Origin of the sequence: Microbacterium luticellae (assembly GCF_050408645.1) — a bacterium.
Lineage (GTDB): Bacteria > Actinomycetota > Actinomycetes > Actinomycetales > Microbacteriaceae > Microbacterium.
On the sequence record NZ_JBNTKE010000003.1, the window covers coordinates 191,072 to 216,064 of the forward strand.

The following is a 24,993-nucleotide window of genomic DNA, read 5'->3' on the forward strand; positions in this document are numbered from 1 at the left end:
GACTTCTCCTTTCGATATTCGGGTGGACCGCGCGCAGTCGGCGGCCCACCCGAATGTTTCAGCCAGCTATAGCCGCGTCACGGCCTTCGTCATAGAACTTCTGCAGTTTTGCGGTCCACTCGTCGGCGGTTTCGTTCCGATTAGACATGGCCTGCATGTTCGACTGAATGAAGTCGAGGAAGCCGGGCACAGGATAGTCGGGGTAGAAGGCGAGCGAATCGGCTTCGAGAAGAGCGTTAAATTTCTCCGTGTATTCACGGGTGAGATCATCTTCGATCGTCGATGCGTCGCCAGCCAGAGGCAAGCCACCAAGCTGACCGATCTTGTTCTGGACCTCTTGGCTCAGCGTGATGTCGATCCAGTCGTATGCCAGGTCCTTGTTTTTTGCATTAGCTGGCACGCCCCACAAGTGGCCGCTTGATCCCATCTGCATGTTTGCGCCTGGCAGCGTGAAGTAGCCCCAGTCAAACGTTGCCTGCTCGCGGATCCGCGCGAACTCTCCTTGGTTCCAGATCAGCATGGCTTTATCACCGCTGAGGAAGTTCACAGTGGCCTGCTCAAAGTTGAGGCCACCGAGCTCTTCACCGACATAACCTTTGTCAATCCAAGACTGGAAGCGCTCAGCCCCTGATTTCCACGGCGCAGCGCTGAAATCAACCGGTTCCCGGAGAAACATGAAGTCGTCGATAGTGGTGCGGTCAGCTTCTGCTGCAACAAGCGAGTACCACACCCACATTTGGTTGAACCCTTGGCTGGTCGACGCCGAGGAAGAGATTGGCGTGACACCCGCAGCAATGAGTTTGTCCATTCTTGCTTCAAACTCGGCAAGTGTAGTTGGCTCTTCTACACCGGCTTCTGCGAATAGCTCTTTGTTGTAGTAAAACATCACGTATTCGCCGATGTTCGGCACCCCATACCATTCACCGTCACCGGCGAGTCCCTGCTCGTTGTACTTCGCGAATGCTTGCATACCGCCGGTGATCTTGCTGTCCCAGCCGTACTCTTCGACTTGCTCATCCAGAGGCGTTAGTAGGCCCTGCCCTGCGAGCTGCCCACCATCAGCATTCCCTTTGTTGAACTCGATCACGTCAGGAACTTTGTCGCCCGTGAGTGTGATTTTCGCGTTCTGACGCATAGCGTCGAAACTGGTCGTCTGGTAGTCGACTTTGACGTCAGGATGCTTTTTCTTAAAAATCTCCAACGCTAATTGCCATCCCTGCCCCTGTGCAGATTCTGGGTTCTCATATTGCAAGATGGTGAACGTGTCGCTGCTGCCGGCGCCTTCCGATGCACTGCATGACGTCAATGAGGCTGCAGCGGCAGCAACGGCTGCGATGCCGATTGCTAAGCGTTTTGCACTCCTTTTAATGGTTGCCATTCTCTTCCTCCATATGTGGGGTGGTGTGTGACGCGCGTGCGCGCCGGGTACCGGTAGAGACCCGCTGCTACCGGAAGCTATTGGATGTTGGTCAGTGTGCCGGTGGTGCGACCGACGCTCGTTCTATAAGTGGACAGGAAATCCGCGCGGTTTCAGGCGGCCCGGTACTTGCGCCATGGATTCGATCAAGCGCCCTCTGAGCAGCCCACGCGCCCATCGCGTGATGCGGTAGTTGCACAGTCGTCAAACCCGGGCGTAGGGCATCAGCGATGAATTGCTGATTGTCGAAACCAATGATTGAAAGGTCGTCGGGGACTCTCAAACCGAGGTCTGAACAGACTTGGTAAGCGGCAAAGGCTATTTGGTCGGAGAAGCAGAATAGTGCGGAGGGTCGATTCTTCGACGAGAGCAGCTCTCGTATCGGCGCGACTGCTCGGGAAGTACCGGGATCCGGCAGGTCAACCACAAGCGTTGGGTCGAGAGCGATGCCATGATCGGCGAGGGCATTGCGATATCCGGAAAAGCGAAGCCCGGATGCAATGAAGCGATCACCGCCGACATTGCAATAACCGATTCGACGATGGCCTGCTTCAATCAGGTGTTGCACTGCCGAATAAGCGCCGCCTGCCTCGTCGGGAACGACGTTATCGGCAATCGCTGAGGATGGCGCTACGCCATCCAGCACAACGATAGGGATAGTCGGCGGGATCACCGGAAGCTCAACCGGGCGATGGTAATCCGCGGCAATCACGACAGCCTCGATATCTCGCTGCAACAGAGACTTTGACGACTGTGAAACAAGTTCGGGGCGGCCCGTGGTCTCAACGATCAGTGCAAGGTAGCCCGCCTCCCATGCGACGCTCTGCACCCCTTCGAGCATGCGACCAGCAAATGGGACGCTCGCCACATTATCTGAGAGCAGTCCAATGGTGTGTGTCTTCTTTGTGCGTAATCCACGAGCCAAGACGTTGGGGATATATCCCATATCGGCCGCCGCTGTGCGTATCCGCTCAGCTGTTTTAGCGTTCACACGTCCTTGATGTCGATCATTAAGAACCAGCGACACTGCCGAGGCTGAAACACCCACCTCGGCGGCCAGGTCCTTCAACGTGATCACGCGTAGCTCCTTCGACATCAAACGATTGATGATGGATAGACATTGCAAGTCAATCGATTAATGTGACGATAAAATGGTCAAACGTGTTGACGCAAAGCAACGTTAGCTAGCCGTTATATAACCGCTATCTTCGCAGTTCTACCAAGCTCGAAAGCGATCATCAACAGCTTCAGACTTGTCGCGCATGAGAATAAAATCACGCCGCGTTGGGATCTCAGCGCATTCGTCCGAATATCCCAGGATCCAACGACGCGCTGCCAAGCGCACTGCTGCGCAGACAGCTACCCTCACGATCTCCAGTTTAAAGTCGCCAATTTCTGCCGCGTGTTCGAGTCACCGCACGGTGAGCACGTACCTCGCATACCCCGCCAGGCGAGGTTCGCCGTCATCGAGTGCCTCGACGATCACATGCACCACGTCGTCGGCGCGTGCATCTGGAGACACTCTCACGCTGAGGCCGTCGGGTAACACCCGAACTTCGGCTGTCGCGGTCGATGGCCCAGCATCGACCCATGCCCGTACGTCAATCGCATCACCGTCCGGATCCTCTACCGAGAAATTTAGCCGTACCTCTTCCGCCGGAGAAACGGTGCAGTCAAGGAGCCCTTGTGGAACAACGCGGGGAGCATGGTTTGCACCCTCGTACGAGTCGGTGATGGTCCAGCGAAGGCGTGCTCCAAGGTCGCGTTGGAATGCGCCGAACCACTGCGCTACTTCACCGCGATCCGTGACCGGGCCGTCCTTTTGGCGCCCCCAGTCACCAACACTGCTCCAGCGGTACGGATCCGCAGCGTCGCGAATCTGTCGCCCGCCCCAGCCTCCGAATGACGGATGCTCCCAATTGCGCAGGCCGTTGTCGATATGCATGGCGAATACAGAGCTATCGCCTTCCGAGAGCCACGACCCCGTTGGTTGAACGGGACACCACACCCGATATCCGAGCTGTTCAAGAGACTCTTCAGTTGCATCCGGTACCCCAAAGTAGTCCTCGTCATCGAAGCCCTCAGCCATGTGCTTACCGTCGCCCCACACACGATATTCTGCGCCGATAGGGCCCACACTCGAGACGTTCTTGTTCATCCACTCTGGCGAGAGATACTCGCGGTCTTCCTCCGGCACGACAGCGAACGCAAAATACCCCCACCCCATGGTCGCGACATCACGGAACTCTAATTCCGGCCATCGAGGTCGAATGTATTCCGCAAATGTCGAATCCTGCTCGGCAAACGCGGTAATTACAGTGCGTCGCGTGATGAGCTCGTAAACATCGTCCCACTGATCGGTATCGCGAAACTCATCCTCGACCGACATAAGAGCGCGCGCAATCGTGTTCGTCCCTCCCCAGGCTTGAGCAAATATCTTCCCCGGGGCGTCGCCCAGCAAGACGTCACGTACGAGCTCTGATCCTGGTGTCGGAGAACCTACGTCACCGACGTCAATAACATTGCCTACCCGCACGAGAGAACGTAGTTCGGCAGGATCCGGATATCGCGGGTCGTGCACCACGAGATTCGGATAGGCCTTTTCATATGCATCGACAGCAATATCAATATGCATGCGATCACCCGGAGCCGGCCAACGGTGCGGCACGATCCCATCTTCCGCACTGCCCGCGTGATGAAACTTGCTCGATGAGTACACGAGCGCAGCGATGTCAATCTCGTTGCTGTAAAGCAGCAGCCTCAGCATGGAATTCAGGTCGTCGAGCTCGGGATCAGTCGTCACAATAATCCGCGGCTGCGCTTTCGGATCGTAAGACGTCATAGAGCACACAGGCCAATCTCGCGCGCCGCGCGTACCGCCCGCGGATCAGCCCCACCGGGCCACGGCCCGCGCGCGACTGTATAACCAAATGCCACTCCCGTCACAGGATCGACGCATCCGAGCGCGCCCATTGCACCGTCGTGGCCAAAACTGCGCGGGCCACCAAACGCGAGCTGCTGGCTCGGCTTCTGGAAGATAATGGCGTGCGCACGATCATGCTGCGAGAGCACCTCGTCGTAACCGCGCACCTGCTGCTCCCCAATTATCGCGACCGTGTCAGCGGAGAGAATCGGGGTTGCCCCGGCGATTCCCGTTACCGATCCGGCGAGGATTGTCGCGATGCCTCGCGCCGAGACAGTTGCAGAACCGGCGGGGTGCCCGAACCGATACGACTCTTCTGAGAGTCCCAGGTCAATATCTGGACCGGCTGCTGGTGCGAACACCGCATCCCCGAGCGGATTGTGCCCCGCACGTGCAGGGCGTTCCCCAAGCGGCGGGATCATCGTCAAAAGCGGAACGAGCCGGTCAGCTAGCTCCTGAGGAAGCCCCAGGTAGAAGTCCGCATCAAGTGGTTTGCGGATCTCCTGCTCATAAAACTCATGGATCGTACGCCCATCGAGTCGTTGAATCGCTGCGTCCACGAGATTGCCGATCGTGATCGCGTGGTATCCAAAAGCGGATCCTGGCCGCCAGAATGGCCATGTGTCAGCCAAGCGGTCGGCTGCGCGATGATGATCGAGCAGCTCATCCCAGCGCAAGCTCGGCTCCGCTCCGGGCACACCAGCCTGGTGGGAAAACAGCTGTCGGCCTGTCACATATTCCTTGCCTTTAGTGGCGAACTCTGGCCACCATTCCGCGACAGGGGCATCAAGATCAAGCAAACCACGCTGCACGAGCAGGCCCAGCGAAAGCCCCAAGGAGTTTTTCGATGCCGAATACGGCACCATCAGCGAGTCTGCGGAAAGGTGAGGCCCACCATAAATGTCGAGCGCGAGGCGCCCGCCAATGTACGCCGACATCTGGAAGGAATAGTCCGGGTCAGCGGCAAGATATCCCGCGAAACGTTCGACGATACCGGCGAGTCCCTCTTCGGCGAACCCTCGGACAAGACCTACAGTGATTTCCTGCATGTGAGCTCCTCTGCTCAGAGTTAGACGACTGCTTGGCGTTCGGCTCGACGCTGCGCTTGCGCAGTTGGGTCGGGCACGGGAGATGCCAAGAGCAACCGTTGGGTGTAGGGGTGATCGGGTTCGGTCGTGACCTTGTCAACGTCTCCTTGCTCGACAACCTCGCCGCGATAAATAACCGCGACGCGATGGCTAATGTGACGAATCACGCTCAGGTCGTGAGAAATGAACATGTACGCGACACCAGTGCGTTCCTGAATTTCGATAAATAGGTCAAGTACTCGTTGTTGCGTTGTCAGGTCAAGTGCCGAGACTGGCTCATCGCACACAATGAGCTTCGGTTCGAGCGCGAGCGCACGGGCGATAGCGATGCGTTGACGTTGGCCCCCAGAGAACTCCTTTGGCAGGCGCTGCGCCGAATCTGCGGGCATTCCTACCCGGTCGAGGAGGTTTTGCACCCGTTTTCGAGCCTCAACCCCTCCGATACCCGCCTGTGTAAGCGGCTCGCTGAGCGTGTCACCGATCGTGAGAGAGGGGTTGAGCGAGGTGTACGGGTCTTGGAACACGACCTGAATGTCGCTCCCGAGGTCGCGACGCTGACGCCTACTCAGATTTGAAATATCACGTCCCTCATACGTGACTGTGCCTGACGACACCGAAGCAAGACCCAGAACAGCTCGTCCGAGGGTCGACTTTCCTGATCCCGATTCACCTACGATGCCAAGGGTCTCCCCCGCGCCCACTGCGACTGAGACGCCCTTGAGTGCTCGAAATGGCGGTTTACGCCAGCCGGACTGTGGAAACTCAACGACAAGGTCGTCAACTCTGAGAAGCTCATGGGTCATCGCAGTTGCTCCTTCTCGCGCTGACGGCGAGATGGGCCGCCTTCAAGAGAGGCGCCGAGTAGCGCCTTTGTGTACTCATGGCGCGGCCGCACAAACAGTTCGCCTACCGCCTGATGTTCGAGGATCATTCCCATCTGCATCACATAAACCTCGTCACAGATATCGGCGACAACGCCGAAGTTGTGTGTGACAATGAGCAGCCCCATTCCGTGCTCCTGCTGCAGGTCGCGCAGAAGGTCGAGGATTTCTGCCTGAATTGTCACGTCGAGCGCTGTGGTCGGCTCATCAGCGATCAGCAACCGCGGTTCGCAGGCCACAGCGCCAGCAATCAACACTCGTTGCGCCATACCGCCCGAAATTTGATGCGGATAGGAGCGCATGACGCGTTCCGGCTCGGGAATCCCGACTCGTTCTAGAAGCGCAAGCGCACGAGCTTCCGCTTCATGCCGCCCGGTCTTGAGGTGACGTCGTATCGGTTCGATAAGCTGACTGCCGATAGTGAATGCCGGATCGAGATTACTCATCGGCTCTTGCGGAATGTAACCGATGTCGCTTCCGAGCATCGAAATTCGTTGCGCCAACGTGGTCGACTTACCGTCGATCGAGATCGTTCCGTTCGTGATCCGGCCGCCGTCTGGGAGCAGCCCGAGCAGGGCAAGCGCCGTCTGGGTCTTCCCCGACCCGGATTCTCCGACAAGACCGACAACCTTGCCTCTATCAATATCAAGGTCAATGCCGTGGACAACCTGCGTAGCGTCATCAGCAGATCCGTACGCAATACGTAAGCCACGGATGCTCACCAGATCACCCGTGCTCGTGGGTACGACTGATGGGTCAACACTGCTCGCTGCCGGAGGCGCAGGCGCGGTACGGGGTGCATCCGCCGCATCGAGCGCATCCCTTACCGCGTTGGCGAAGAGCGCGAACGCAGCGATCGTGATGCCCAGCGCAATACCCGGCCACAAAATCAGGTGGTCGGCCCGGTAGATGTTCTGGAACCCCTCATTCAATGTCTGACCCCAGCTGGCTGTGTCACGGTCACCCAAGCCAAGAAACTCAAGGCCCGCCTGGATCATGAGTCCGAGGGCCGCGACCATCGCCGCCTGAATCACGATCGGCGCACGCACGATAGTCAAAACGTGACGTGAAATGATCCGCGCGTCAGAGACCCCGGTTACTCGAGCCGCATCGACGTACAACTCATTTCTCACGGCCCGCACCGCGGCGCGAACAAGCACGAAGAACGAAGGCGCGAGCAGCACACCGAAGACAAGCATTGCAGCCCACATCGATGTGCTCACTGAAGCGCGGAATGCAAGCAGAACGACAATGCCGGGGAGAGCGAGTATCGCGCTCGAAACCCAGGTGCCAACCTGGTCAAACCAGCGTCCATAGAAGCCCGCGATCAGCCCTGTCGGCACGCCAGTCACGATAGAAACACCAACAGCGATTGCCGCACCAATAAGCGAGGAGCGAGCGCCGTAAATCAATAGCGAGAATACATCTCGTCCGGCGCCATCAGTGCCGAGTAGATGCCCGTCACCACCGCGTTCAAACAGGCGCGAGAGATCACTCTCGTGAGCTCCATACGGTGCGATGACATCGGCAAGCAGCGCAGCGAGAAGTACGAGCGCGATGATTATCCCTGCGACAAAACCCGCCGGATTCCGGAGCGCGCGAACGACGACCGAACCGCGCTTTCGGGTTGGTTTTCCTGTAGGAAGAACTGCAGTGAATTCATTGGTCATGACAAACGAGCCTTCGGGTTAAAGAAACCGACTCCCACGTCGATAACAAGGTTGACGATCACAACGATGACCGTCGTGACGAGCACGACTCCCAGGACCAGTGGCAGGTCGCCCTGGGCCGTCGAGGTGACGAGCACCTGCCCCATCCCAGGGATAGCGAACACTCGCTCAACGAAAACAGCGCCCCCTAGGAGCCCGATGAACTGCAAGCCGATCACGGTCAAACCGGCGACGCCCGCACTTCTCAGAACGTGCTTGAAAATGAGGGAGGCTTGAGAAATACCGCGGGCACGAAGCGTGCGTACCCAATCTTGCTGCAAGACGTCGCGCACGGCGCCACGCACCTGCTGAGCTGTCGCGGTGACGGCACCTACGGCGAGCGCCGTGACCGGCAGCACAATGGACCTCGCCCATGCCCCGACTCCGTCGGAAATTGGGGTGTAACCCGTAGCAGGAAAGATGGGATTTTCGATGGCGAACCACACGACCAGCATCAACGCGAGCCAGAAGCCAGGGAGCGCGAAGCCGATGATCGACAGGACTTGGAGCACACTGTCGAGCCATCCCTTGTAGTAGGCGGCAGCTAAGCCGAGCGCGACTGCAATAATCGCCGCGATGACCGTCGTCACCATCACCAGGCTCAGAGTGGCAGGAACACGTGTTGCCATTGCTTGGGCGACGGGTTCATTCGTGAACCACGAGACGCCGAGGTCGCCCTGCAGGGCGCGCCCCGCCCAGTCGGCGTACTGGGAGATAAGCGGCCGGTCAAGTCCGAGTTGTGCGGCACGCGCCGCAACTTGTTCTTCAGATGCCGTTTGCCCCAGAATCTGGCGAGCAACATCCGAGGATCCAGCGCGCATTAGAACGAATGCGACGGATGGGATCAGTACGATCAGCACGATCCCGGAGAGGACCCGTTTTGCAAGAAAAGTCAGCATATGAATTTCCGTGGAGAGTTGACGTGGCCCGGCCGGTATCTGCCGGGCCACGTGAAATCAGTGAGCGGGCGAGTAGTTGTAGATCGACGGCACGTTCTGCTGAAGTTGCAGCTCTACCTGCACGGCGTCTTCGTTGACAGCAAAGTTCTCTTCGGCCCAGAACCACGGCTGGAACCAGTTGTTTTCGATGACAAACTGATTGATCTCCCGGTACGACTTATCGCGTTCTTCTTCGGTCTGGCCAGGAATAGAATCAATCAGCTGTTGCAGCTCACTGTTGGTTGTGCCCAGTGGATTCCACGCCGACGTCGGTGTCAGATAGTTCTGAACGACGGACCAATCGGTGGGCACCGCACCGAGAACCATCACGCTAGCCGCATACTTACCGGCGATCATGTCGCTGACGAATGCTTGCGCAGGGATGTCTTCCCACACCACCTCGACGCCGATCTCAGCGAGGTTATTTTTTACGCCGGTCATCATGCCCTGGGTAAACAAACCGGATGCCGGAAGCGTCATCGTGAATCCGGTGACGTCGGCTTCGGCCATCAATTCCTTCGCTTTGTCGGCGTCATAGTGGTAGGCCTGGGCAAGGTGAGATGACCAAGCAGGAGAGCCTTCGTTAAACATTTGGGTGTCGATCACACCATCTTCAATTCCGAGCGTCACGTTGGCGAGGGTCTCGCGGTCAATTGCCCAAGCAAGCGCCTCCCGCACAAGCGGGTCTGCGAGCTCCGGCACCATCGTGCCATCGCGGTCGAAGAGGATGAGACCAAACCAAGAGATGTGTGCTTCCGGCTTGAGGATCGCGTAGCCAGCAGCTGTCGCGTTCTGCACGCTATCGGGGTTTGTGAGGTTACCGGCGTCGATCTGTCCGGAGCGAAGTGCGTTGAGCAAAGCCGACTCGTCTTCAAACACTCGGAATTCGACTTCGTCGAATTTCTGTAGATCGGGGTTCCAATAGTCTTCACGTGCAGTAAGTGTGTAGAGCGAACCCTGCACGGTGTCGGCCTCGCTCATGACATAGGGGCCCGAACCGACGGGCACTGTTGCCAAGCTGTCACTGCCGAGGCTCGCCGGGCTCGCCATACGACCTGCGGCATCCGAAAGGTTGTACACAAGGTCGGGAATCGGCTCTGTAAATGTCGCCATAACGGTATATTCTTCGGTCGCTACGACTGACTCGAGCCCCGTCAGCTGAGTGTTGAGTGGCCCTGTGCCTGACGAGAAATGTTCGAAGTTCGCCACAACGGCCTCGGCGTTAAACTGCTCCCCGTCAGAGAAGGTGACGTCATCGCGAAGTTCGATCGTGATGGTGCGGTTATCGTCGCTGAAGCTCCACGCCGACGCGAGCATCGGAACGTACTCGCCGTCGGGCTGGCGAAGAATCAGCGTGTCGTATGCTGCCTGCGCGTACGGCTTATAGTTAGCGTCGCCAATGTCAGCTGGATCCCACGATTGCGGGCCAGTAGTCGATCCGATGCTGAGAACCGAATCTGCATCACCGGTAGATCCGGTGGGGCCGCCACCGGCACACCCGGTCGCAGTGAGAGCACCGGCCAACAGCACGATGCCAGCAGTCTTCCAACGGGCCATCTTTGGTCCTTTCGTCGTGAGCGATACGCCGTCGTGCCGCCTCTTGGTGACAAAATTAGCACCAAACCAGAACAGTTGCTAACTTTTCATTTATCACAATGTGGTCACAACCAGGCCCGAGGCATAATCGAGGTATGTCTGCTGCTGACGCCACCCCAACTACCTCTGCTTCTAAAACCACGAGAGGCCCCTACTCGACAGGCATCGCAAGGCGTCGCCAGATCATTGAGACAGCGACAAAGATATTCGGTCAACACGGATATCACGGTGGGTCTCTACGCCAAATCGCCGACGAGATCGGTGTCTCCGCGTCCGCACTAATCCGTCATTTCGGCACCAAAGCAGAGCTCTTCACTGCGGTGCTCGACCACTCCGATTCCGACAAGTCCAAGGTGTCTATCACCGAGAACCGCGGCATGACAGCACTTCGGGGTTTCGCCGCAGTCACCCACATCAACGTGCATAACCGTGGCCTAGTACAGCTACTGCTCAGTACCGCGAGCGAGTCGACAGATCCAGACCACCCCGCGCACAAGTTCATCGCCCTCCGTTACTCGCAGCTGCTCGAAAACCTCAGTAACGCATTCCGGCAGGCCTGCGAAGACGGAGAGATACGGCCTCTCAGCGAGAGCGAAATCGAGCACGAAGCACGCGGCTACATCGCCCTGATGGACGGCCTCGGTCTGCAATGGCTGATAGACCCGACAATGGATCTCGAAGCGACTGCCGAACACGTCTATGAAGGGGTTCTGCGGAGGCTGAGTGCGGACCTCTAACTCTGCTGACCAGCCGGCGACTCTGGTCCAGACCCAACATCCACCCTTGGGGATCCGTCCACCGCGTCGCACCGGCGCAGGCAATCCCGCAGTGGGCGCGTGCCATCCACGTGCCCAATCGGGTGGTTGTTCTTGCTCATCGTTACTCTCCTTCGTCTTTCAAGTTGGAGACACGAAAACGCCCCTGACCCGCGAAAATTCGCTGATCAGGGGCGTAAACAGGTCATATTTAGACCTTCGAAATGAGGACTTCTAGAAGTCCCAGTCCTCATCTTCGGTGGCTTCAGCCTTGCCGATCACGTACGAGGAACCCGACCCCGAGAAGAAGTCGTGGTTTTCGTCACCGTTGGGCGAGAGTGAGGCACGAACGGCGGGGTTGAACTCGCACGAATCAGACGGGAACATCGCCTCGTAGCCGAGGTTCATGAGTGCCTTGTTGGCGTTGTAACGCAAGAAGCCGAGTACGTCTTCAGTGAGACCAACGGGGTCGTACAGGTCTTGCGTGTACTTCACCTCGTTCTCATACAGGTCATACAGCAGCTCAAACGTAAAGTCTTTCAGCTCCTGCTGGCGCTGCTCCGACTCCTTCGCAACACCAATCTGATACTTGTAACCGATGTAATAGCCGTGCACCGCTTCGTCACGAATGATGAGGCGAATAATGTCGGCCGTGTTCGGCAGCTTCGCCTTCGTCGCCCAATACAGCGGCAGATAGAAGCCCGAATAGAACAGGAATGATTCAAGCAGTGTCGACGCAATCTTGCGCTTCAACGGATCATCACCGTCATAACGGCTCAAAATCATGTGCGTCTTCGCCTGCAACTGCGGGTTCTCGGCAGCCCAACGGAACGTGTCGTCAATCTCCTGCGTCGAGCACAGCGTCGAAAAAATCGACGAATAGCTCTTCGCATGCACCGACTCCATAAACGCAATATTTGTCAACACCGCTTCTTCGTGCGGCGTTACGGCATCCGGAATCAAAGACACCGCACCCACCGTGCCCTGAATCGTGTCGAGCAGCGTCAGCCCAGTGAGCACACGCTCAGTCATACGCTTCTCGTAGTCGGTGAGCGTCGCCCACGACTGCAAGTCGTTCGACAGCGGAATCTTCTCGGGCACCCAAAAGTTATTTACCAGACGGTGCCACACCTCAAGATCTTTGTCGTCTTCGATGCGGTTCCAGTTAATAGCCTGAACAACCTGCTGCCCAAGCTCCAAAGTCTTCGCGTTCATTCCTATACTTCTCTCGTCACAAACACCAGCACTGTCACCACTGCCTACAGCATGCAGCTGACGCACTCTTCCATATCGGTGCCGCCCAAAGCCAACTGCCGGATGCGGATGTAATAGATGGTCTTAATGCCCTTGCGCCATGCGTAAATCTGTGCACGGTTGATGTCACGCGTCGTCGCCGTATCTTTAAAGAACAGCGTCAACGACAGACCCTGATCCACGTGCTGCGTGGCAGCAGCATACGTGTCGATGATCTTCTCGTAACCGATCTCATACGCATCCTGGTAGTACTCCAGGTTGTCGTTCGTCATAAACGGCGCCGGGTAGTACGCGCGCCCCAGCTTGCCCTCTTTACGAATCTCAACCTTCGACGCGATCGGGTGAATCGAGCTCGTCGAGTTGTTGATGTACGAAATAGATCCGGTTGGGGGCACGGCCTGCAGGTTCTGGTTATAAATACCGTGCTTCTGAATCGAGTCTTTCAACTCTACCCAGTCGCTCTGCGTCGGAATGTGGTGGCGAGCAAACATCTGCTTCACCTTCTCGGTCGCAGGCACCCACTCCTGATCGATGTACTTGTCAAAGAATTCACCCGAAGCATAGGTCGAGTCTTCAAAGCCATCAAAGGCGCGGCCTCGGTCGATCGCGAGCTTGTTCGACGCACGAAGCGCGTGATACAGCACCGTATAGAAGTAGATGTTCGTAAAGTCGAGACCCTCTTCTGAGCCATAGAACACGTGCTCGCGTGCCAGATAGCCGTGCAGGTTCATCTGCCCCAGGCCAATGGCGTGCGTACGATCGTTGCCTTCTTCAATAGAACGCACAGAACCAATAGCGCTCTGCTCGCTCACGGCAGTCAGAGCCCGGATGGCGGCATCCACCGTCTTACCGAGGTCGTCGGCGTCCATCGCCAGAGCGATGTTCATCGAACCAAGGTTGCACGAAATGTCTTTACCCACCTGGTCGTACGAGAGGTCGTCGTTATAGCTGGTGGGAGTGTTGACCTGCAGAATCTCGCTGCACAGGTTCGACATGTTGATGCGCCCCTTGATGGGGTTGGCACGGTTGACCGTGTCTTCAAACATGATGTACGGGTAGCCCGACTCGAATTGAATCTCGGCGAGAGTCTGGAAGAACTCGCGAGCATTAATCTTCGTCTTCTTAATGCGCGGGTCATCGACCATCTCGTGGTACTTCTCGGTGACCGAGAGGTCGCCAAAAGGCACGCCATACACGCGCTCGACGTCGTACGGCGAGAACAGGTACATGTCTTCGCCCTTGCGTGCCAGGTCGAACGTGATGTCGGGTACGACAACACCCAGCGAGAGTGTCTTAATACGAATCTTCTCGTCGGCGTTCTCACGCTTGGTGTCAAGAAAGCGCAGAATGTCGGGGTGGTGTGCGTTGAGGTACACAGCACCGGCACCCTGGCGGGCACCCAACTGGTTAGCGTACGAGAAGCTGTCTTCGAGAAGCTTCATCACAGGGATGATGCCCGATGACTGGTTCTCAATCTTCTTAATCGGCGCACCCGCCTCACGCAGGTTCGACAGCAGCAGCGCAACCCCGCCGCCCCGCTTCGACAGTTGCAGCGACGAGTTGATGCCGCGAGCAATCGACTCCATGTTGTCTTCGATGCGCAGCAAGAAGCAGCTGACCAGTTCACCACGCTGCGCCTTACCGGCGTTCAAGAATGTGGGGGTCGCCGGCTGGAAACGGCCCGAAATGATCTCGTCGACAAGTTCGAGAGCAAGGGTCTCGTCGCCGTCGGCCAAAGCAAGCGCCGTCATCACCACACGGTCTTCGAAACGCTCAAGGTAACGCTTGCCGTCGAAGGTTTTGAGGGTGTAGCTGGTGTAGTACTTAAAAGCACCGAGGAACGTTGAAAAACGGAACTTCTTCGAATAGGCGAAGTCATTGAGTTTTTGGATGAACTCGAACGAGTACTTCTCGAGCACGGCAGGGTCGTAGTATTCCTTCTCGACCAGGTAGTCGAGCCGCTCTTTCAGAGAGTGAAAGAACACCGTGTTCTGGTTGACGTGCTGCAGGAAAAACTCCCGCGCTGCGCGGCGGTCGGCATCGAACTGAATCTTGCCGTTCTCGTCGTACAGGTTGAGCATGGCGTTGAGCGCGTGGTAATCCATGCCCTCATACTTCGGGTTGACCTTAAAGGCCGCCTCGTCTTTCACTGCTGTTTCCACCATCGTTCCAATCCGTCGCTGACGCGTTCGACGTCGTCTTCAGTGCCAAAAACTTCAAACCGATACAAGTGCGGCACCTGGCACTTGCGGCTGATGATTTCTCCGGCGAGACAGAACGAATCGCCAAAATTTGTGTTGCCCGCAGAGATGACTCCGCGAATCAGACTCCGGTTGTGTTCATCGTTGAGGAATCGGATCACCTGTTTAGGGACCGCCCCCCTCTCAACGTTGCGACCGGCACCGCCACCATATGTTGGTGTCACAAGCACATAGGGCTCGTTGATGGTGAGTTCTTCGTCGGTCCGGTAGAGCGGAATGCGCACTGCCCGCATTCCCAACTTCTCGATGAAGCGGGCTGTGTTGCCCGAGACGCTCGAGAAAAAGACCAGCAGCGGCACTTCAGTGCCGGTTTTTACTGCTGTTGTCGCCGTCATGTCCGCACCTCCCTCCGAGGTCCGTCCGAATGCGGGCCGCGGGGCCCGCGAGTGACGTTGAACGTGTATCGCCGGTGCGCGAGCACCGGCGATCGACATCAGACCAGACGCGAAGCCAGTTCGTTGATCTTGTCGGGGCGAAAGCCCGACCAGTGGTCTTCGTCGGTGATCACAACGGGTGCCTGCATATAGCCAAGAGCTTTCACTTGCTCCAGCGCAGCCGGGTCTTCCGATAGGTCGAGAACCTCGTAATCGATGCCCTTGGCATCGAGTGCACGATACGTTGCGTTGCACTGAACGCATGAAGGCTTGGTGTACACCGTAATGGCCATAATCCCGCGTGACTCCCCTCAAATCTTTCGGTTTCCCGGTGGTTTCCCGCCGGGACTTCAATACTACTCACACAACTACATATTGCGATGCATATCGGCAACAACCACTAGGTCTAGTAGTTACAACACTGTAGTTTCGCGGAGTATTCCACCGGTTCACCACAGGTTTTCCACCGAATCATCCACAGTTTGCCAAGCCGCGCACGAGCCGGTTAACCGCGTGGTTGCGCGGTTCGTACGCGGCCGCGAATTTTTCATCCACAGGTGTGACGCTAATGGGGGCCTCTGACATTCCCCAGGCTGTGGAAAACGCAGCTCGGCGTGTCGTGCGCGTGTCGTCGGCGTGTCGCATCCGGGGTCTGAGATCGATAGTCTTCGTCAGGGCGAACTATCGCATTCCGCTCGCCCACACCCTGCCCCCGAAAGAATTTTTGCGATCACTATGTCTTCTTCTGCCGAGTTGTCGACGTCCTCTGTCACGCCCCCGCAGGTGGTGTGCGTCGGCGAATCCATGCTGCTGGTAACGCCCGTTAATGAACCCCTGAGCACAGCGTTGTCGGCGATGGTGAGCCTGGCGGGGGCCGAATCGAATGTGGCCGCGCAGTTAGCGGCATCCGGACACCACGCCGTGTGGGCCTCACGACTGGGCAATGATCCTTTGGGGCAGCGTATTTGTGGCGAGCTCGAAGCACGCGGCGTGCACCTGTGGGTAGAAACCGATGAGCACGCACCCACGGGAGTGATGTTTAAAGACCCCGCCGCCGAAGGCTCAAGCGTGTACTACTATCGGCGTGATTCTGCCGCCTCGCGCATGGCCCCCGGGTTTTTGCAGCCCGAACAGTTGCAGGGCGTGCGCATTGTGCACGTGACCGGTATTACCGCAGCGCTGTCTGCCTCGTGCGCTGCCATGCTCGACCAGCTGATCGACGACGCCCATGCTGCCGGCGCCCTCGTGTCTTTCGACGTCAACGACCGGCGCTCACTCTGGCCACTGGACGAAGCCGCCACCATGCTCGAAGCACTCGCGCAGCGCGCCGACATCTGCTTTGTGGGGCGCGACGAAGCCGAGAGACTGTGGGGCACGGTGCATCCGGATGCTATTCGCCAGCTTTTGCACAGCTGCCGCACCCTCGTTGTGAAAGACGGCGATGTGGGCGCCACCGAATTTACCGACACCGCAGCAGCCGTGTTCGTTGCTGCACCCCCCGTGGATGTCGTTGAACCGGTGGGAGCGGGCGACGCTTTTGCCGCCGGATACCTCGGCGCGCTCCTCGAGGGCGCCGACGCCACGGCACGCCTTGCTGCCGGACACGAATCGGCCGGGCGCGTGCTGCGCATTAGCGGCGATCTGCCGCCGCTGGGTGAATAACCACGCAGCACCGGCCCGAACACGGCGACAATTCGGCGCGCTCGGGGTCATCACCCGCACCCTGTAAATAGCCCTGCAAAAGATCGTGATTGAGCGTGCACACGAGCTTCGGCTGCTGCTGCGCCACCTGATGAAAAGGGCAGTTGCGCATAATAATTGTGCCGTCGTCGGTGACCGTCGGTTCGTAACCGTGGGCACGCAGCGCCGCCATCGTGCCGGCCTCGGGTACGGAGGCAGTCGCGGGTACGGGTACGGATGCAGGTGTGCGCGCATCTGCTGCCTCTGCTGCCGCGCGCGCTCCCTCGGCTCGCGCCGCCGCTGACAGCGCAGCGCTTACTGCACCGCTGCTGTCGGCAGCGACCGCGTCGGCCAAGATACCTGCGAGCGTGTGATATTTGCGCGGCGGTAGTGAGATAGCAAAGTCGTCGGATGCCCGCGTGTACCGTTTGGCGGGTCGTCCCGCGCCGGGGCCCGACTTGCCTTCGTCGCGGGCATAAGAAAAAGCGAGCAGACCGGCGGCGACAAGGCGGTCGAGATGGTAGGCGGCAAGGCCGCGTTTCATTCCGCTGTGTTGGGCTGCCTGGGCTCGTGTGACGGGCTGGCTCTGCGCAGCAACGTACTCATAGAGAGCGCGGCGGGCAGGGTCGGCGAGCGCATCGAGGCCCTCATGGGGGTCGATAGGTGCTGGCGTTTCCATAGCCCAAGTCTAACACCAGTGAATATTGACAAACTCGGCAAAGCGGGCCACTATCTAAAACAAAGATCTTTTAGCGATAGCCGCCGAGCACACTCGACGACTCCCTTCATTGCGCAGCATCCGGCACTCTCGTGCCACCCGCGCACTCAACGTTTGGAGCACACAATGTCGACCACCACAGACGCAGCCGCCACTGCGCCCACAAATATCGTCGTTATTGGCGGCGGGCTCGCGGGCGCAAAAACAGTCGAAGCACTGCGCGAACGCGGCTACACCGGCACGCTCACACTCGTCGCCGCCGAAAACCGGCTGCCCTATGAGCGCCCTAGCCTGTCGAAAACCTATCTCGCCGGCGAGGGCAGCTTTGACGACGCGGTTGTGCTCCCCCGGCCCTGGTATGCCGAACACAGTGTTGACCTGCGACTCGGCGTGCGCGCCACCGCCGTCGACAGCGCAGCACGCACCGTCACACTCGACGACGACACCACACTCCCCTACGACCGGTTGGTACTCGCCACCGGATCAACACCCCGGATGCTTCCCCTGCGCGGCGTCGACGCTGCCAACGTGTATTCACTGCGAACGGTCGACGACGCCGATGCTATTCGTGCAACGTTCGGCGACGGTCAGCGTCTCGTACTCATTGGCGGCGGGTGGATCGGCCTCGAAGTCGCGGCAGCAGCACGCACCGCAGGCAGCCACGTAACGGTACTCGAGCGCAGCGAACTGCCCCTGGCCACCGTGCTCGGCATCGAGATTGCGCAGGTGTTTGCCGACCTGCACCGCTCGCACGGCGTTGATCTTCGCACGAACGCGCACGTCGACAGCATTGTGACCGACAGCGGCCGCGCCACCGGCGTGCGCTTGGAGGGTGGCGAAGTGATCGATGCCGATGCCGTCATCATCGGCATCGGCGCAATACCCAACCTCGAACTGGCCGAGTCGGCCGGTCTCGCCCTCGACAACGGCGTGCTCGTTGATGCCTCCCTGCGCTCGAGCGACAGCAACATTTATGCCGTCGGAGATATCGCCAACGAGCAGCATCCGGTACTGCACCGCCGGGTGCGAGTAGAACACTGGGCCACCGCACTCAACCAGCCCGCCACCGCCGCCGACGCCATCATGGGCACCGAGGCAGCCTTTAGCGCACTGCCATATTTTTATACCGACCAGTACGACCTGGGCATGGAATACAGTGGCTACGCACCCGCCGGCTCGTACGATCGAGTGGTGGTGCGCGGCGACCTCGCCACCCGCGAATTCATCGCCTTCTGGCTGCACAACAACGCCGTCGTCGCAGGCATGAACGTGAACGTGTGGGACGTCAATGAGACCATTCAGGACATGATCGTGCGCGGCGACGCCGTCGACCCCGAGAAACTTGCCAACCCGGCCGTAGAACTGGAGCAATCATGGGCGTAACAATAACCGCAGAGCCCGAAGCAAGCACTGTGCCTGAAGCAAGCACCGTGCCCCACCCCAACACAGTTCCTGCCGCCACCGCCACGGTCGAACTCGTGGCCGAAACGACTGTTCCCACCACCTTTGGCCCACTCGTGTTCCGCGCGTTTCGCGAAACAGCCAGCGGCACCGAACACCTCGCTATCTCGTCGGGCACCATCACGAGCGAAAGCCTGGTGCGCGTGCACTCCGAATGCATTACGGGCGAAGCCTTTGGGTCGCTCAAATGCGACTGCGGGCCGCAACTCGACGCAGCCCTGGCACTCATCGCTAGCGAGGGCGGCACTGTCATCTATCTGCGCGGACACGAAGGTCGCGGCATCGGCCTGGGCAATAAACTGCGGGCATACCGGATGCAAGAGCACGGCCTTGATACCGTCGACGCCAACCGCAGCCTCGGCCTACCCGACGACGCCCGCGACTATACGGCCGCCGCCGAAATACTCGACCACCTGGGTATTCACGAGGTGCATCTGCTCACCAACAACCCCGACAAAATCGCGCAACTGCGCGCGCACGGCATCACGGTGACAGAGCGAGTGCCCCTCGTTGTGGGTGTGCAACAAGACAACCTGTCGTACCTGCAAACCAAACACACCCGCATGGGCCACCTGCTCGAAAACGTGGGATAGTCGGGGCGCTGCCCCTAGCCTCGCCCGACTGCCTCGCCCACGAGCCCCGCCCGACAGCAACGACGCGACAGAAAGACTCCGCCTTCATGACCATGATTCGCACGATCGGTGCCCGCACCTTCGATTTCGACCGCCAGGTGGCCGTCATGGCCGTGATCAACCGCACTCCCGACTCGTTTTACGACCGCGGCGCCACCTTTGTGCTCGACCGCGCGGTAGAAAGTTCGCTGCAGGCGCTCGACGACGGTGCCGACTGGCTCGACATCGGCGGAGTACCTTTTGGGCGCGGCCCGGCGGTTTCGACCGAAGAAGAAATTGATCGCGTCGCACCCGTGATCAGGGCCATTATGGCCGAGCGGCCCGACGCCGTGATCTCGGTCGACACCAACCGTGCCGCCGTTGCCCGCGCAGCAATCGAGGCGGGGGCGGCCGTGGTGAACGACACGAGCGGGCTCGGAGACGACGACATGGCTGGGGTTATTGCATCCGGCAACGCCCACGTTGTTATTACCCACAGCGTGGGGCCGCCGCGGGTAGAAAAACCCGCCGCCCACTTTGATGACGTGGTGGGCGAAGTGCGCCAATTTTTGGTTGACCGCGTGGAGCGTGCCGAAAACGCCGGGATCAGCCGCGACAAAATCGTGATCGACCCCGGCCACGACCTCGACAAAAACACGCTGCACACCCTCGAAATCACGCGCAGACTCGACGAAATCGCATCCATCGGCCTGCCGCTACTCGCTGCCGTGTCAAACAAAGACTTTATTGGAGAATCACTCAACCGGCCCCAGGGCGAACGTCTGCCCGGGTCGCTCGCCGCCATGACAGCGTGCGTTATGCGCGGGGCACGCATACTCCGGATGCACGACGTCATCGCCGCTGTCGATGCTGCACGCATGTGCGAAGCCATCATGGGTTGGCGCCAACCCGCCTACCTCGAACACAACATGCACCCCACACACAACGTGTAGGCGTTTTTACCAGGAGGCACCATGACCAGCGTTATTGATCGGCTGTGGCCCAACCCACAGGGCGACCTCAGCGATGCCGAACTGCTCGAAACCATGCGTGCCCCCGCCGACGAGTTTCGGTTGAGCATGAACTTTATCTCGAGCGTCGACGGCGCGGTCACACGGGCCGGTAAATCGGGGCCTCTCGGCGACGCCGCCGACAAACGCATATTCGACCTGCTGCGCTACGCCGCTCACGCCGTACTCGTCGGCGCGGGTACCGTGCGCATAGAAGGATACGGAGCCATGCGGCTCGACGAGGCAGCAGTGCAGTGGCGCGAGAAGGCGGGGCTTGCGCAGCATCCGGTATTCGTACTGGTAAGCGCCCGGCTCGATCTTGACCCTTCGTCACCCGTCTTTACCGACGCACCCACGCAGACGCCCGGCGAATCGCGGCCCATTATTTACACGGTTGCTTCGGCCCCTCGCGACCGCTGGGAAGCCCTCGCGCAGGTCGCCAACGTGGTTGCCGTCGGCGACACTGCCGTTGACCCCCAACGTATTCGCGCCGACCTCGCTATCCGCGGACTCACGCACGTGCACGCCGAAGGCGGACCGCACCTGTTCGGGTCATTCCTGGCCGCCGACGCCGTCGACACCCTGTTTCTTACCCTCGCACCCAGCGTCGAAGCAGGCCTTGCCGGACGCATCGCCGTGAGCCCCGCAGCCACACCCCACGCCCTGAGTCTTCGCACCGTACTGCGCGCCGACAGCGAACTACTCCTGCAGTACACGCGCGAACAGTAACCGCATGGCGCTGCGAAGAACCCCGCGAAACATCCAGTAAGGAGACCATCATGGACACAGAAACCACTGACTCCCCCACCGCCGGCGAACTCGGCCCGCTCGCCACCGCCCTGCTGCACGAACACCACGCGATCGACCGCGGCATCGAAGCGTTCACGGCGCACTCTTCGGGGGTCTCGGGAGCTTCGGGAGTTTCGGATGCTGCGGCGAAACTTCAGGCCTGGTTCCAACCACTGCGCGAGGCCATGACCGCGCTGCGCCGCCACATCTACCTCGAAGAAGAAATCGTTTTTCCGAGCCTTCGCACCGGCGGGCTCATGATGGCACTCATGGTAATGGTGCGCGAACATGCCGCCCTCTGGCAGGCGATGGACAACCTCGACGCCCAACTCGACGCCATAGGCGGTGCCGCTGCGCCTGCCAATTCTGCACCCTCCGACGCTGCGCTCTCCGACGCTGCGCCCACGCAAGAAACCATCGACGCGCTCATTGCCGACTGCCGCGCCATGCTGTCGCTACTCGACGACCACAACAGCAAAGAAGAACCCGTCATCTACCCTCACATCGACGCCGATGCCGATCCCGAAACCCTCGCGCGCCTCGCCGAATTCCTTGACTCCGGCCACATGCCCGAAGGCTGGGTGTGCCAGGGATTGGCGAAGCAGTAGCATCCGGATGCCGCAAACCCGCCACCGCGCACAGGGTTAGCGGGCGGGCGCACGGCTAACGGCGGTCGAACTCAAAAGCCTTCAACAACTCGCCCACCGCCTGCTCGCGCTGGTCACCGCCCTCATCAAACATGTGCGTCACGTGCGTGCGCAAATGGTTTTCGAGCAGCAAGCGATTGAGCGACTCCAGCGAGCGCTGAATAGCACGTGACTGCGTAATGATGTCCATGCAGTAGTCCTCGCTCTCAATCATGCGAGTGATACCGCGCAGTTGCCCCTCGAGAATGCTCGTGCGGTGCAACGCCCGTTTCTTGATGTCTTCAATCACGCTACGAGAGTACCCGGCACCCCTGACAGTGCCGCACAACCCCACCCGCCACAGTCGCACCCCGGCCCTGTCACACGTGCATGGCAAGATGACCCCATGGCGCAACGCACTCCCACCCTGCTCTCGCCGGCCGATCGCGAACGGCTGCAGCGACTCCGCCGCATGAAAGCCGTCGCACTCGGCGCGCTACTCGCGATGGCCGTGCTGTTTGTGGTGTCGTTCTGGCTGCAGGGGCGCGTTCCTGCCCTCGGCTATGCGCGTGCGGCAGCCGAAGGCGGCATGGTGGGTGCGCTCGCCGACTGGTTTGCCGTGACCGCACTGTTTCGGCATCCGATGGGCATACCTATCCCTCACACCGCCATTATTCCGCGCCGCAAAGACGAAATTGGCCGGTCACTGGGGGAATTTGTCGAAACCAACTTTTTGTCGGGCGACGTGGTGCGCGCCAAACTCGACGAAACCCGCGTCGCCCAACGGCTGGGCGCGTGGCTGAGCGACCCGACCGAAAAAGAGGGCGTCACCAACGCCGAACGCGTCGCCGCCGAAGGAGCCACGATCGCCACCGCCGTGCTGCATGCGCTCAGCGACGACGACGTGCGCGACGTTATCACCGACCTCGCCCGCACCCACCTCGTCGCCCCCGAATGGGGCCCGCCCGCCGGAGCCTGGCTGCAACGCGTCGTCGACGTCGATGCCCACCACCCCGCCGTTGACCTCGCTGTCGACAGCATCAGCAACTGGCTGCAGGCCAACGAACACGTGTTCCAGGGCCTGTTCTCGCAGCGGCTCCCCTCGTGGGTGCCATCCCTCGCGCACCGACTCGTCGACGACACGGTGTACCGTGAAGCCGTCAAATTCATGCAGGCCGTGCAACACGACCCGCACCACAAAGCCCGCCGAGCCCTCGACGGCTACCTCGCCCGCCTCGCTGACGCACTCCAGCACGACCCGACCATGCGCGGCAGACTCGAAAACGCCAAAACCAACCTGTTCGACAGTCCGCGTGTCGCAGCGCTCGCCGCCGAAGCATGGCACTCTGCCAAGAACGGGCTGCTCGCCGCCCTCGACAATCCCCACAGCGCCCTGCGCCAGCGGGCCCGTTCGGCCCTCGCCGAAGTCGGACAACGCCTCACGACAGAAGAAGCACTACACAACCGCGTCAACACGTGGGTGACCGACGCCGCCGTGTTCGCCGTCGACCGCTACCGGCACGACATTGCCTCGATCATCACCGACACCATCGAAAAATGGGACCCTGCCGAAACCACCGAAAAAATTGAACTCATGGTCGGCCGCGACCTGCAATACATTCGCCTCAACGGCACCATCGTCGGTGCCCTGGCAGGCCTCGCCATTTACACCATCGCGCACGCCGTCATACCCATCGTGTGATCGCGGGCGCAGCGCCTGCCGGCCCGCTTGCTACCCTCGCTCGTCCGGCACCCTGTCCCTCACTCCGGCCGTCGCTTCGTCCGCCACCCACCATGACCCACCACGACCCGCACGATAGGAGCACCATGACTCTCCCGCATGACCCTCTCTGGCCCCGCGCCGGCAACTGGCCCGCCTGGCCAGATAGTGAGGCGCAGGCTGGGGCACAGCATCCGGATGCCGCAATTATCGGGGTTCCTACCCACGCAACCTCGCTCTCGCCCACCGGAGCCCACGCCACCCCCGCGGCGATTCGCCAGGCGCTGCAACGTTTTAGCCCCACGCTGATGGGGCCGCCCGCGATCGATCTGCGCGACCACATCACCGTGGCCGACGCTGGCGATATTCACGACCCCGACACCGCCGAGGGCATCGAACGCACGGTCGAGGCGGTGCGTTCACTCAGCCATTCCGTGCGCCGCGTGATCGCGCTCGGCGGAGACAATTCGCTCACGTATCCGGTTGCGCGCGGAGCTGGGGCTCGCGGACTCATCACCTTCGATGCCCACTTCGACCTGCGCGACGGCGTATCGAACGGATCACCCGTACGCCGCCTTATCGACGACGCACCAACAGGCGAACGCATCGACCCGCACCGCATCGTACAAATCGGCGTCGCCGACTACGCCAACTCCGCCGCCTACGCCGAGCGCGCCGCCGGCTACGGCATCCGCGTGGTCACCCTCGACGAATTCCGCGCCCGCGGCATCGCCGACGTCGCCACCGAAGCGCTGCGCATCGCCGGAGGTGAGCCTGTGATCACCGGTGCCGGGGTGCAAGACGCTGGCGAGTTGCCGGATGCTGGCGGGGTTCCGGATGCTGGCGGATTGCCGGATGCTGCAGATTCGCGAATCCACCTCGATATCGACGTCGATGTGTGTGACCGCTCGGTAGCACCCGGCTGCCCCGCCAGTGTTCCCGGCGGACTCCACGCCTGGGAGCTCCGTTCCCTCACCCGCGCCATCGCCCACGACCCGCGCGTCGTCAGCGCCGACATCGCCGAAGTCGACGCCACCGCCGACACCCCCGACGGCCGCACCGTACGCCTCGCCGCCCTCTGCGTGCTCGAACTCCTCGCCGGAATGGTCAGGTAGCGGGGCGAGGCGCGAGGCTTTCGCCTGATTCGCCTGGCGCGACGTGTCCCTGTGGCAGCGCCGCACC

The 24,993-nt window shown here is 60.0% G+C and carries 23 protein-coding genes; 9 read left to right on the forward strand and 14 right to left on the reverse strand.

Features of this window, described 5'->3' with window-relative positions; translation table 11 throughout:
* Positions 1-58: 58 nt before the first annotated feature.
* The 8 genes from ACQUSW_RS09550 to ACQUSW_RS09585 form a co-directional block, all read right to left on the reverse strand.
* Entirely contained in the window at positions 59-1,378 is a 1,320-nt protein-coding gene (locus ACQUSW_RS09550; RefSeq protein ID WP_428932065.1) for an ABC transporter substrate-binding protein, read from the reverse strand.
* A gap of 91 nt (positions 1,379-1,469) precedes the next feature.
* A complete protein-coding gene (locus tag ACQUSW_RS09555) occupies positions 1,470-2,495 on the reverse strand; it encodes a LacI family DNA-binding transcriptional regulator (RefSeq protein ID WP_428932066.1) in 1,026 nt (341 codons plus the stop codon).
* A gap of 333 nt (positions 2,496-2,828) precedes the next feature.
* A complete protein-coding gene (locus ACQUSW_RS09560) occupies positions 2,829-4,259 on the reverse strand; it encodes a DUF1593 domain-containing protein (protein WP_428932067.1) in 1,431 nt (476 codons plus the stop codon).
* A complete protein-coding gene (locus ACQUSW_RS09565; protein ID WP_428932068.1) occupies positions 4,256-5,389 on the reverse strand; it encodes a serine hydrolase domain-containing protein in 1,134 nt (377 codons plus the stop codon). The genes ACQUSW_RS09560 and ACQUSW_RS09565 overlap by 4 nt, the downstream gene beginning before the upstream one ends.
* A 20-nt stretch (positions 5,390-5,409) precedes the next feature.
* On the reverse strand, positions 5,410-6,231 hold the full coding sequence (locus ACQUSW_RS09570) for an ATP-binding cassette domain-containing protein (protein ID WP_428932069.1): 822 nt from the start codon (positions 6,229-6,231) through the stop codon (positions 5,410-5,412).
* Positions 6,228-7,979, reverse strand: coding sequence for an ATP-binding cassette domain-containing protein (locus ACQUSW_RS09575; RefSeq protein ID WP_428932070.1), 1,752 nt, complete (start codon positions 7,977-7,979; stop codon positions 6,228-6,230). Before ACQUSW_RS09575 ends, ACQUSW_RS09570 begins: the two co-directional genes overlap by 4 nt.
* Positions 7,976-8,917, reverse strand: coding sequence for an ABC transporter permease (locus tag ACQUSW_RS09580; RefSeq protein ID WP_428932071.1), 942 nt, complete (start codon positions 8,915-8,917; stop codon positions 7,976-7,978). The genes ACQUSW_RS09575 and ACQUSW_RS09580 overlap by 4 nt, the downstream gene beginning before the upstream one ends.
* Positions 8,918-8,974: 57 nt before the next feature.
* Positions 8,975-10,513, reverse strand: coding sequence for an ABC transporter substrate-binding protein (locus ACQUSW_RS09585; RefSeq protein ID WP_428932072.1), 1,539 nt, complete (start codon positions 10,511-10,513; stop codon positions 8,975-8,977).
* Positions 10,514-10,647: 134 nt separating this feature from the next.
* Here ACQUSW_RS09585 and ACQUSW_RS09590 point away from each other — a divergent pair, with 134 nt between their 5' ends.
* Positions 10,648-11,289 carry a TetR/AcrR family transcriptional regulator gene (locus ACQUSW_RS09590; RefSeq protein WP_428932073.1) on the forward strand — a complete coding sequence of 214 codons (642 nt, stop codon included), beginning with the start codon at positions 10,648-10,650 and terminating at the stop codon, positions 11,287-11,289.
* Between the two features lie 252 nt (positions 11,290-11,541).
* Here the strand turns inward: ACQUSW_RS09590 and nrdF are convergent, their stop codons facing one another.
* The 4 genes from nrdF to nrdH all read right to left on the reverse strand — a co-directional run bounded on the left by nrdF (position 11,542) and on the right by nrdH (position 15,489).
* On the reverse strand, positions 11,542-12,522 hold the full coding sequence (gene nrdF, locus ACQUSW_RS09595; RefSeq protein ID WP_428932074.1) for a class 1b ribonucleoside-diphosphate reductase subunit beta: 981 nt from the start codon (positions 12,520-12,522) through the stop codon (positions 11,542-11,544).
* A gap of 44 nt (positions 12,523-12,566) precedes the next feature.
* Positions 12,567-14,726, reverse strand: coding sequence for a class 1b ribonucleoside-diphosphate reductase subunit alpha (gene nrdE / locus ACQUSW_RS09600; protein ID WP_428932075.1), 2,160 nt, complete (start codon positions 14,724-14,726; stop codon positions 12,567-12,569).
* The gene (gene nrdI / locus ACQUSW_RS09605) at positions 14,708-15,157 is read right to left on the reverse strand and encodes a class Ib ribonucleoside-diphosphate reductase assembly flavoprotein NrdI (RefSeq protein WP_428932076.1); all 450 of its coding nucleotides are present in this window, start codon (positions 15,155-15,157) and stop codon (positions 14,708-14,710) included. Before nrdI ends, nrdE begins: the two co-directional genes overlap by 19 nt.
* 98 nt (positions 15,158-15,255) lie before the next feature.
* A complete protein-coding gene (nrdH, locus tag ACQUSW_RS09610; RefSeq protein ID WP_428932077.1) occupies positions 15,256-15,489 on the reverse strand; it encodes a glutaredoxin-like protein NrdH in 234 nt (77 codons plus the stop codon).
* Between the two features lie 442 nt (positions 15,490-15,931).
* Between nrdH and ACQUSW_RS09615 the strand changes: the two genes are divergently transcribed.
* Positions 15,932-16,858 carry a sugar kinase gene (locus tag ACQUSW_RS09615; RefSeq protein ID WP_428932078.1) on the forward strand — a complete coding sequence of 309 codons (927 nt, stop codon included), beginning with the start codon at positions 15,932-15,934 and terminating at the stop codon, positions 16,856-16,858.
* Here the strand turns inward: ACQUSW_RS09615 and ACQUSW_RS09620 are convergent.
* Positions 16,827-17,555, reverse strand: a complete 729-nt coding sequence (locus ACQUSW_RS09620; protein WP_428932079.1) for a helix-turn-helix transcriptional regulator — start codon at positions 17,553-17,555, stop codon at positions 16,827-16,829. The genes ACQUSW_RS09615 and ACQUSW_RS09620 overlap by 32 nt on opposite strands.
* A gap of 165 nt (positions 17,556-17,720) precedes the next feature.
* Between ACQUSW_RS09620 and ACQUSW_RS09625 the strand changes: the two genes are divergently transcribed.
* The 5 genes from ACQUSW_RS09625 to ACQUSW_RS09645 all read left to right on the forward strand — a co-directional run bounded on the left by ACQUSW_RS09625 (position 17,721) and on the right by ACQUSW_RS09645 (position 22,073).
* Positions 17,721-18,977 (forward strand): NAD(P)/FAD-dependent oxidoreductase, encoded by a 1,257-nt coding sequence (locus ACQUSW_RS09625; RefSeq protein WP_428932080.1) that lies wholly within the window; start codon positions 17,721-17,723, stop codon positions 18,975-18,977.
* Entirely contained in the window at positions 18,968-19,648 is a 681-nt protein-coding gene (ribA, locus tag ACQUSW_RS09630) for a GTP cyclohydrolase II (protein ID WP_428932081.1), read from the forward strand. The genes ACQUSW_RS09625 and ribA overlap by 10 nt, the downstream gene beginning before the upstream one ends.
* Positions 19,649-19,734: 86 nt before the next feature.
* A complete protein-coding gene (gene folP, locus ACQUSW_RS09635; RefSeq protein ID WP_428932082.1) occupies positions 19,735-20,619 on the forward strand; it encodes a dihydropteroate synthase in 885 nt (294 codons plus the stop codon).
* 21 nt (positions 20,620-20,640) lie between these two features.
* Positions 20,641-21,405, forward strand: coding sequence for a dihydrofolate reductase family protein (locus tag ACQUSW_RS09640; RefSeq protein WP_428932083.1), 765 nt, complete (start codon positions 20,641-20,643; stop codon positions 21,403-21,405).
* 50 nt (positions 21,406-21,455) lie between these two features.
* Positions 21,456-22,073, forward strand: coding sequence for a hemerythrin domain-containing protein (locus tag ACQUSW_RS09645; protein WP_428932084.1), 618 nt, complete (start codon positions 21,456-21,458; stop codon positions 22,071-22,073).
* A 55-nt stretch (positions 22,074-22,128) separates the two neighbouring features.
* Here ACQUSW_RS09645 and ACQUSW_RS09650 read toward each other — a convergent pair whose 3' ends face one another.
* Positions 22,129-22,401 carry a metal-sensitive transcriptional regulator gene (locus ACQUSW_RS09650; RefSeq protein WP_428932085.1) on the reverse strand — a complete coding sequence of 91 codons (273 nt, stop codon included), beginning with the start codon at positions 22,399-22,401 and terminating at the stop codon, positions 22,129-22,131.
* A 96-nt stretch (positions 22,402-22,497) separates the two neighbouring features.
* Between ACQUSW_RS09650 and ACQUSW_RS09655 the strand changes: the two genes are divergently transcribed.
* Positions 22,498-23,793, forward strand: a complete 1,296-nt coding sequence (locus ACQUSW_RS09655) for a DUF445 domain-containing protein (RefSeq protein WP_428932086.1) — start codon at positions 22,498-22,500, stop codon at positions 23,791-23,793.
* A gap of 125 nt (positions 23,794-23,918) precedes the next feature.
* Complete coding sequence (locus tag ACQUSW_RS09660; protein WP_428932087.1) at positions 23,919-24,926, forward strand: arginase family protein; 1,008 nt, start codon at positions 23,919-23,921, stop codon at positions 24,924-24,926.
* Positions 24,927-24,993 lie beyond the last annotated feature (67 nt).

Bases quoted from the DNA above. Each gene is read 5' to 3' on its own strand.
- ACQUSW_RS09550 (WP_428932065.1), bottom strand. From the start codon at position 1,378: ATGGCAACCATTAAAAGGAGTGCAAAACGCTTAGCAATCGGCATCGCA.
- ACQUSW_RS09560 (WP_428932067.1), bottom strand. From the start codon at position 4,259: ATGACGTCTTACGATCCGAAAGCGCAGCCGCGGATTATTGTGACGACT.
- ACQUSW_RS09565 (WP_428932068.1), bottom strand. From the start codon at position 5,389: ATGCAGGAAATCACTGTAGGTCTTGTCCGAGGGTTCGCCGAAGAGGGA.
- ACQUSW_RS09570 (WP_428932069.1), bottom strand. From the start codon at position 6,231: ATGACCCATGAGCTTCTCAGAGTTGACGACCTTGTCGTTGAGTTTCCA.
- ACQUSW_RS09575 (WP_428932070.1), bottom strand. From the start codon at position 7,979: ATGACCAATGAATTCACTGCAGTTCTTCCTACAGGAAAACCAACCCGA.
- ACQUSW_RS09580 (WP_428932071.1), bottom strand. From the start codon at position 8,917: ATGCTGACTTTTCTTGCAAAACGGGTCCTCTCCGGGATCGTGCTGATC.
- ACQUSW_RS09585 (WP_428932072.1), bottom strand. From the start codon at position 10,513: ATGGCCCGTTGGAAGACTGCTGGCATCGTGCTGTTGGCCGGTGCTCTC.
- ACQUSW_RS09590 (WP_428932073.1), top strand. From the start codon at position 10,648: ATGTCTGCTGCTGACGCCACCCCAACTACCTCTGCTTCTAAAACCACG.
- nrdF (WP_428932074.1), bottom strand. From the start codon at position 12,522: ATGAACGCGAAGACTTTGGAGCTTGGGCAGCAGGTTGTTCAGGCTATT.
- nrdE (WP_428932075.1), bottom strand. From the start codon at position 14,726: ATGGTGGAAACAGCAGTGAAAGACGAGGCGGCCTTTAAGGTCAACCCG.
- nrdI (WP_428932076.1), bottom strand. From the start codon at position 15,157: ATGACGGCGACAACAGCAGTAAAAACCGGCACTGAAGTGCCGCTGCTG.
- nrdH (WP_428932077.1), bottom strand. From the start codon at position 15,489: ATGGCCATTACGGTGTACACCAAGCCTTCATGCGTTCAGTGCAACGCA.
- ACQUSW_RS09615 (WP_428932078.1), top strand. From the start codon at position 15,932: ATGTCTTCTTCTGCCGAGTTGTCGACGTCCTCTGTCACGCCCCCGCAG.
- ACQUSW_RS09620 (WP_428932079.1), bottom strand. From the start codon at position 17,555: ATGGAAACGCCAGCACCTATCGACCCCCATGAGGGCCTCGATGCGCTC.
- ACQUSW_RS09625 (WP_428932080.1), top strand. From the start codon at position 17,721: ATGTCGACCACCACAGACGCAGCCGCCACTGCGCCCACAAATATCGTC.
- ribA (WP_428932081.1), top strand. From the start codon at position 18,968: ATGGGCGTAACAATAACCGCAGAGCCCGAAGCAAGCACTGTGCCTGAA.
- folP (WP_428932082.1), top strand. From the start codon at position 19,735: ATGACCATGATTCGCACGATCGGTGCCCGCACCTTCGATTTCGACCGC.
- ACQUSW_RS09640 (WP_428932083.1), top strand. From the start codon at position 20,641: ATGACCAGCGTTATTGATCGGCTGTGGCCCAACCCACAGGGCGACCTC.
- ACQUSW_RS09645 (WP_428932084.1), top strand. From the start codon at position 21,456: ATGGACACAGAAACCACTGACTCCCCCACCGCCGGCGAACTCGGCCCG.
- ACQUSW_RS09655 (WP_428932086.1), top strand. From the start codon at position 22,498: ATGGCGCAACGCACTCCCACCCTGCTCTCGCCGGCCGATCGCGAACGG.
- ACQUSW_RS09660 (WP_428932087.1), top strand. From the start codon at position 23,919: ATGACTCTCCCGCATGACCCTCTCTGGCCCCGCGCCGGCAACTGGCCC.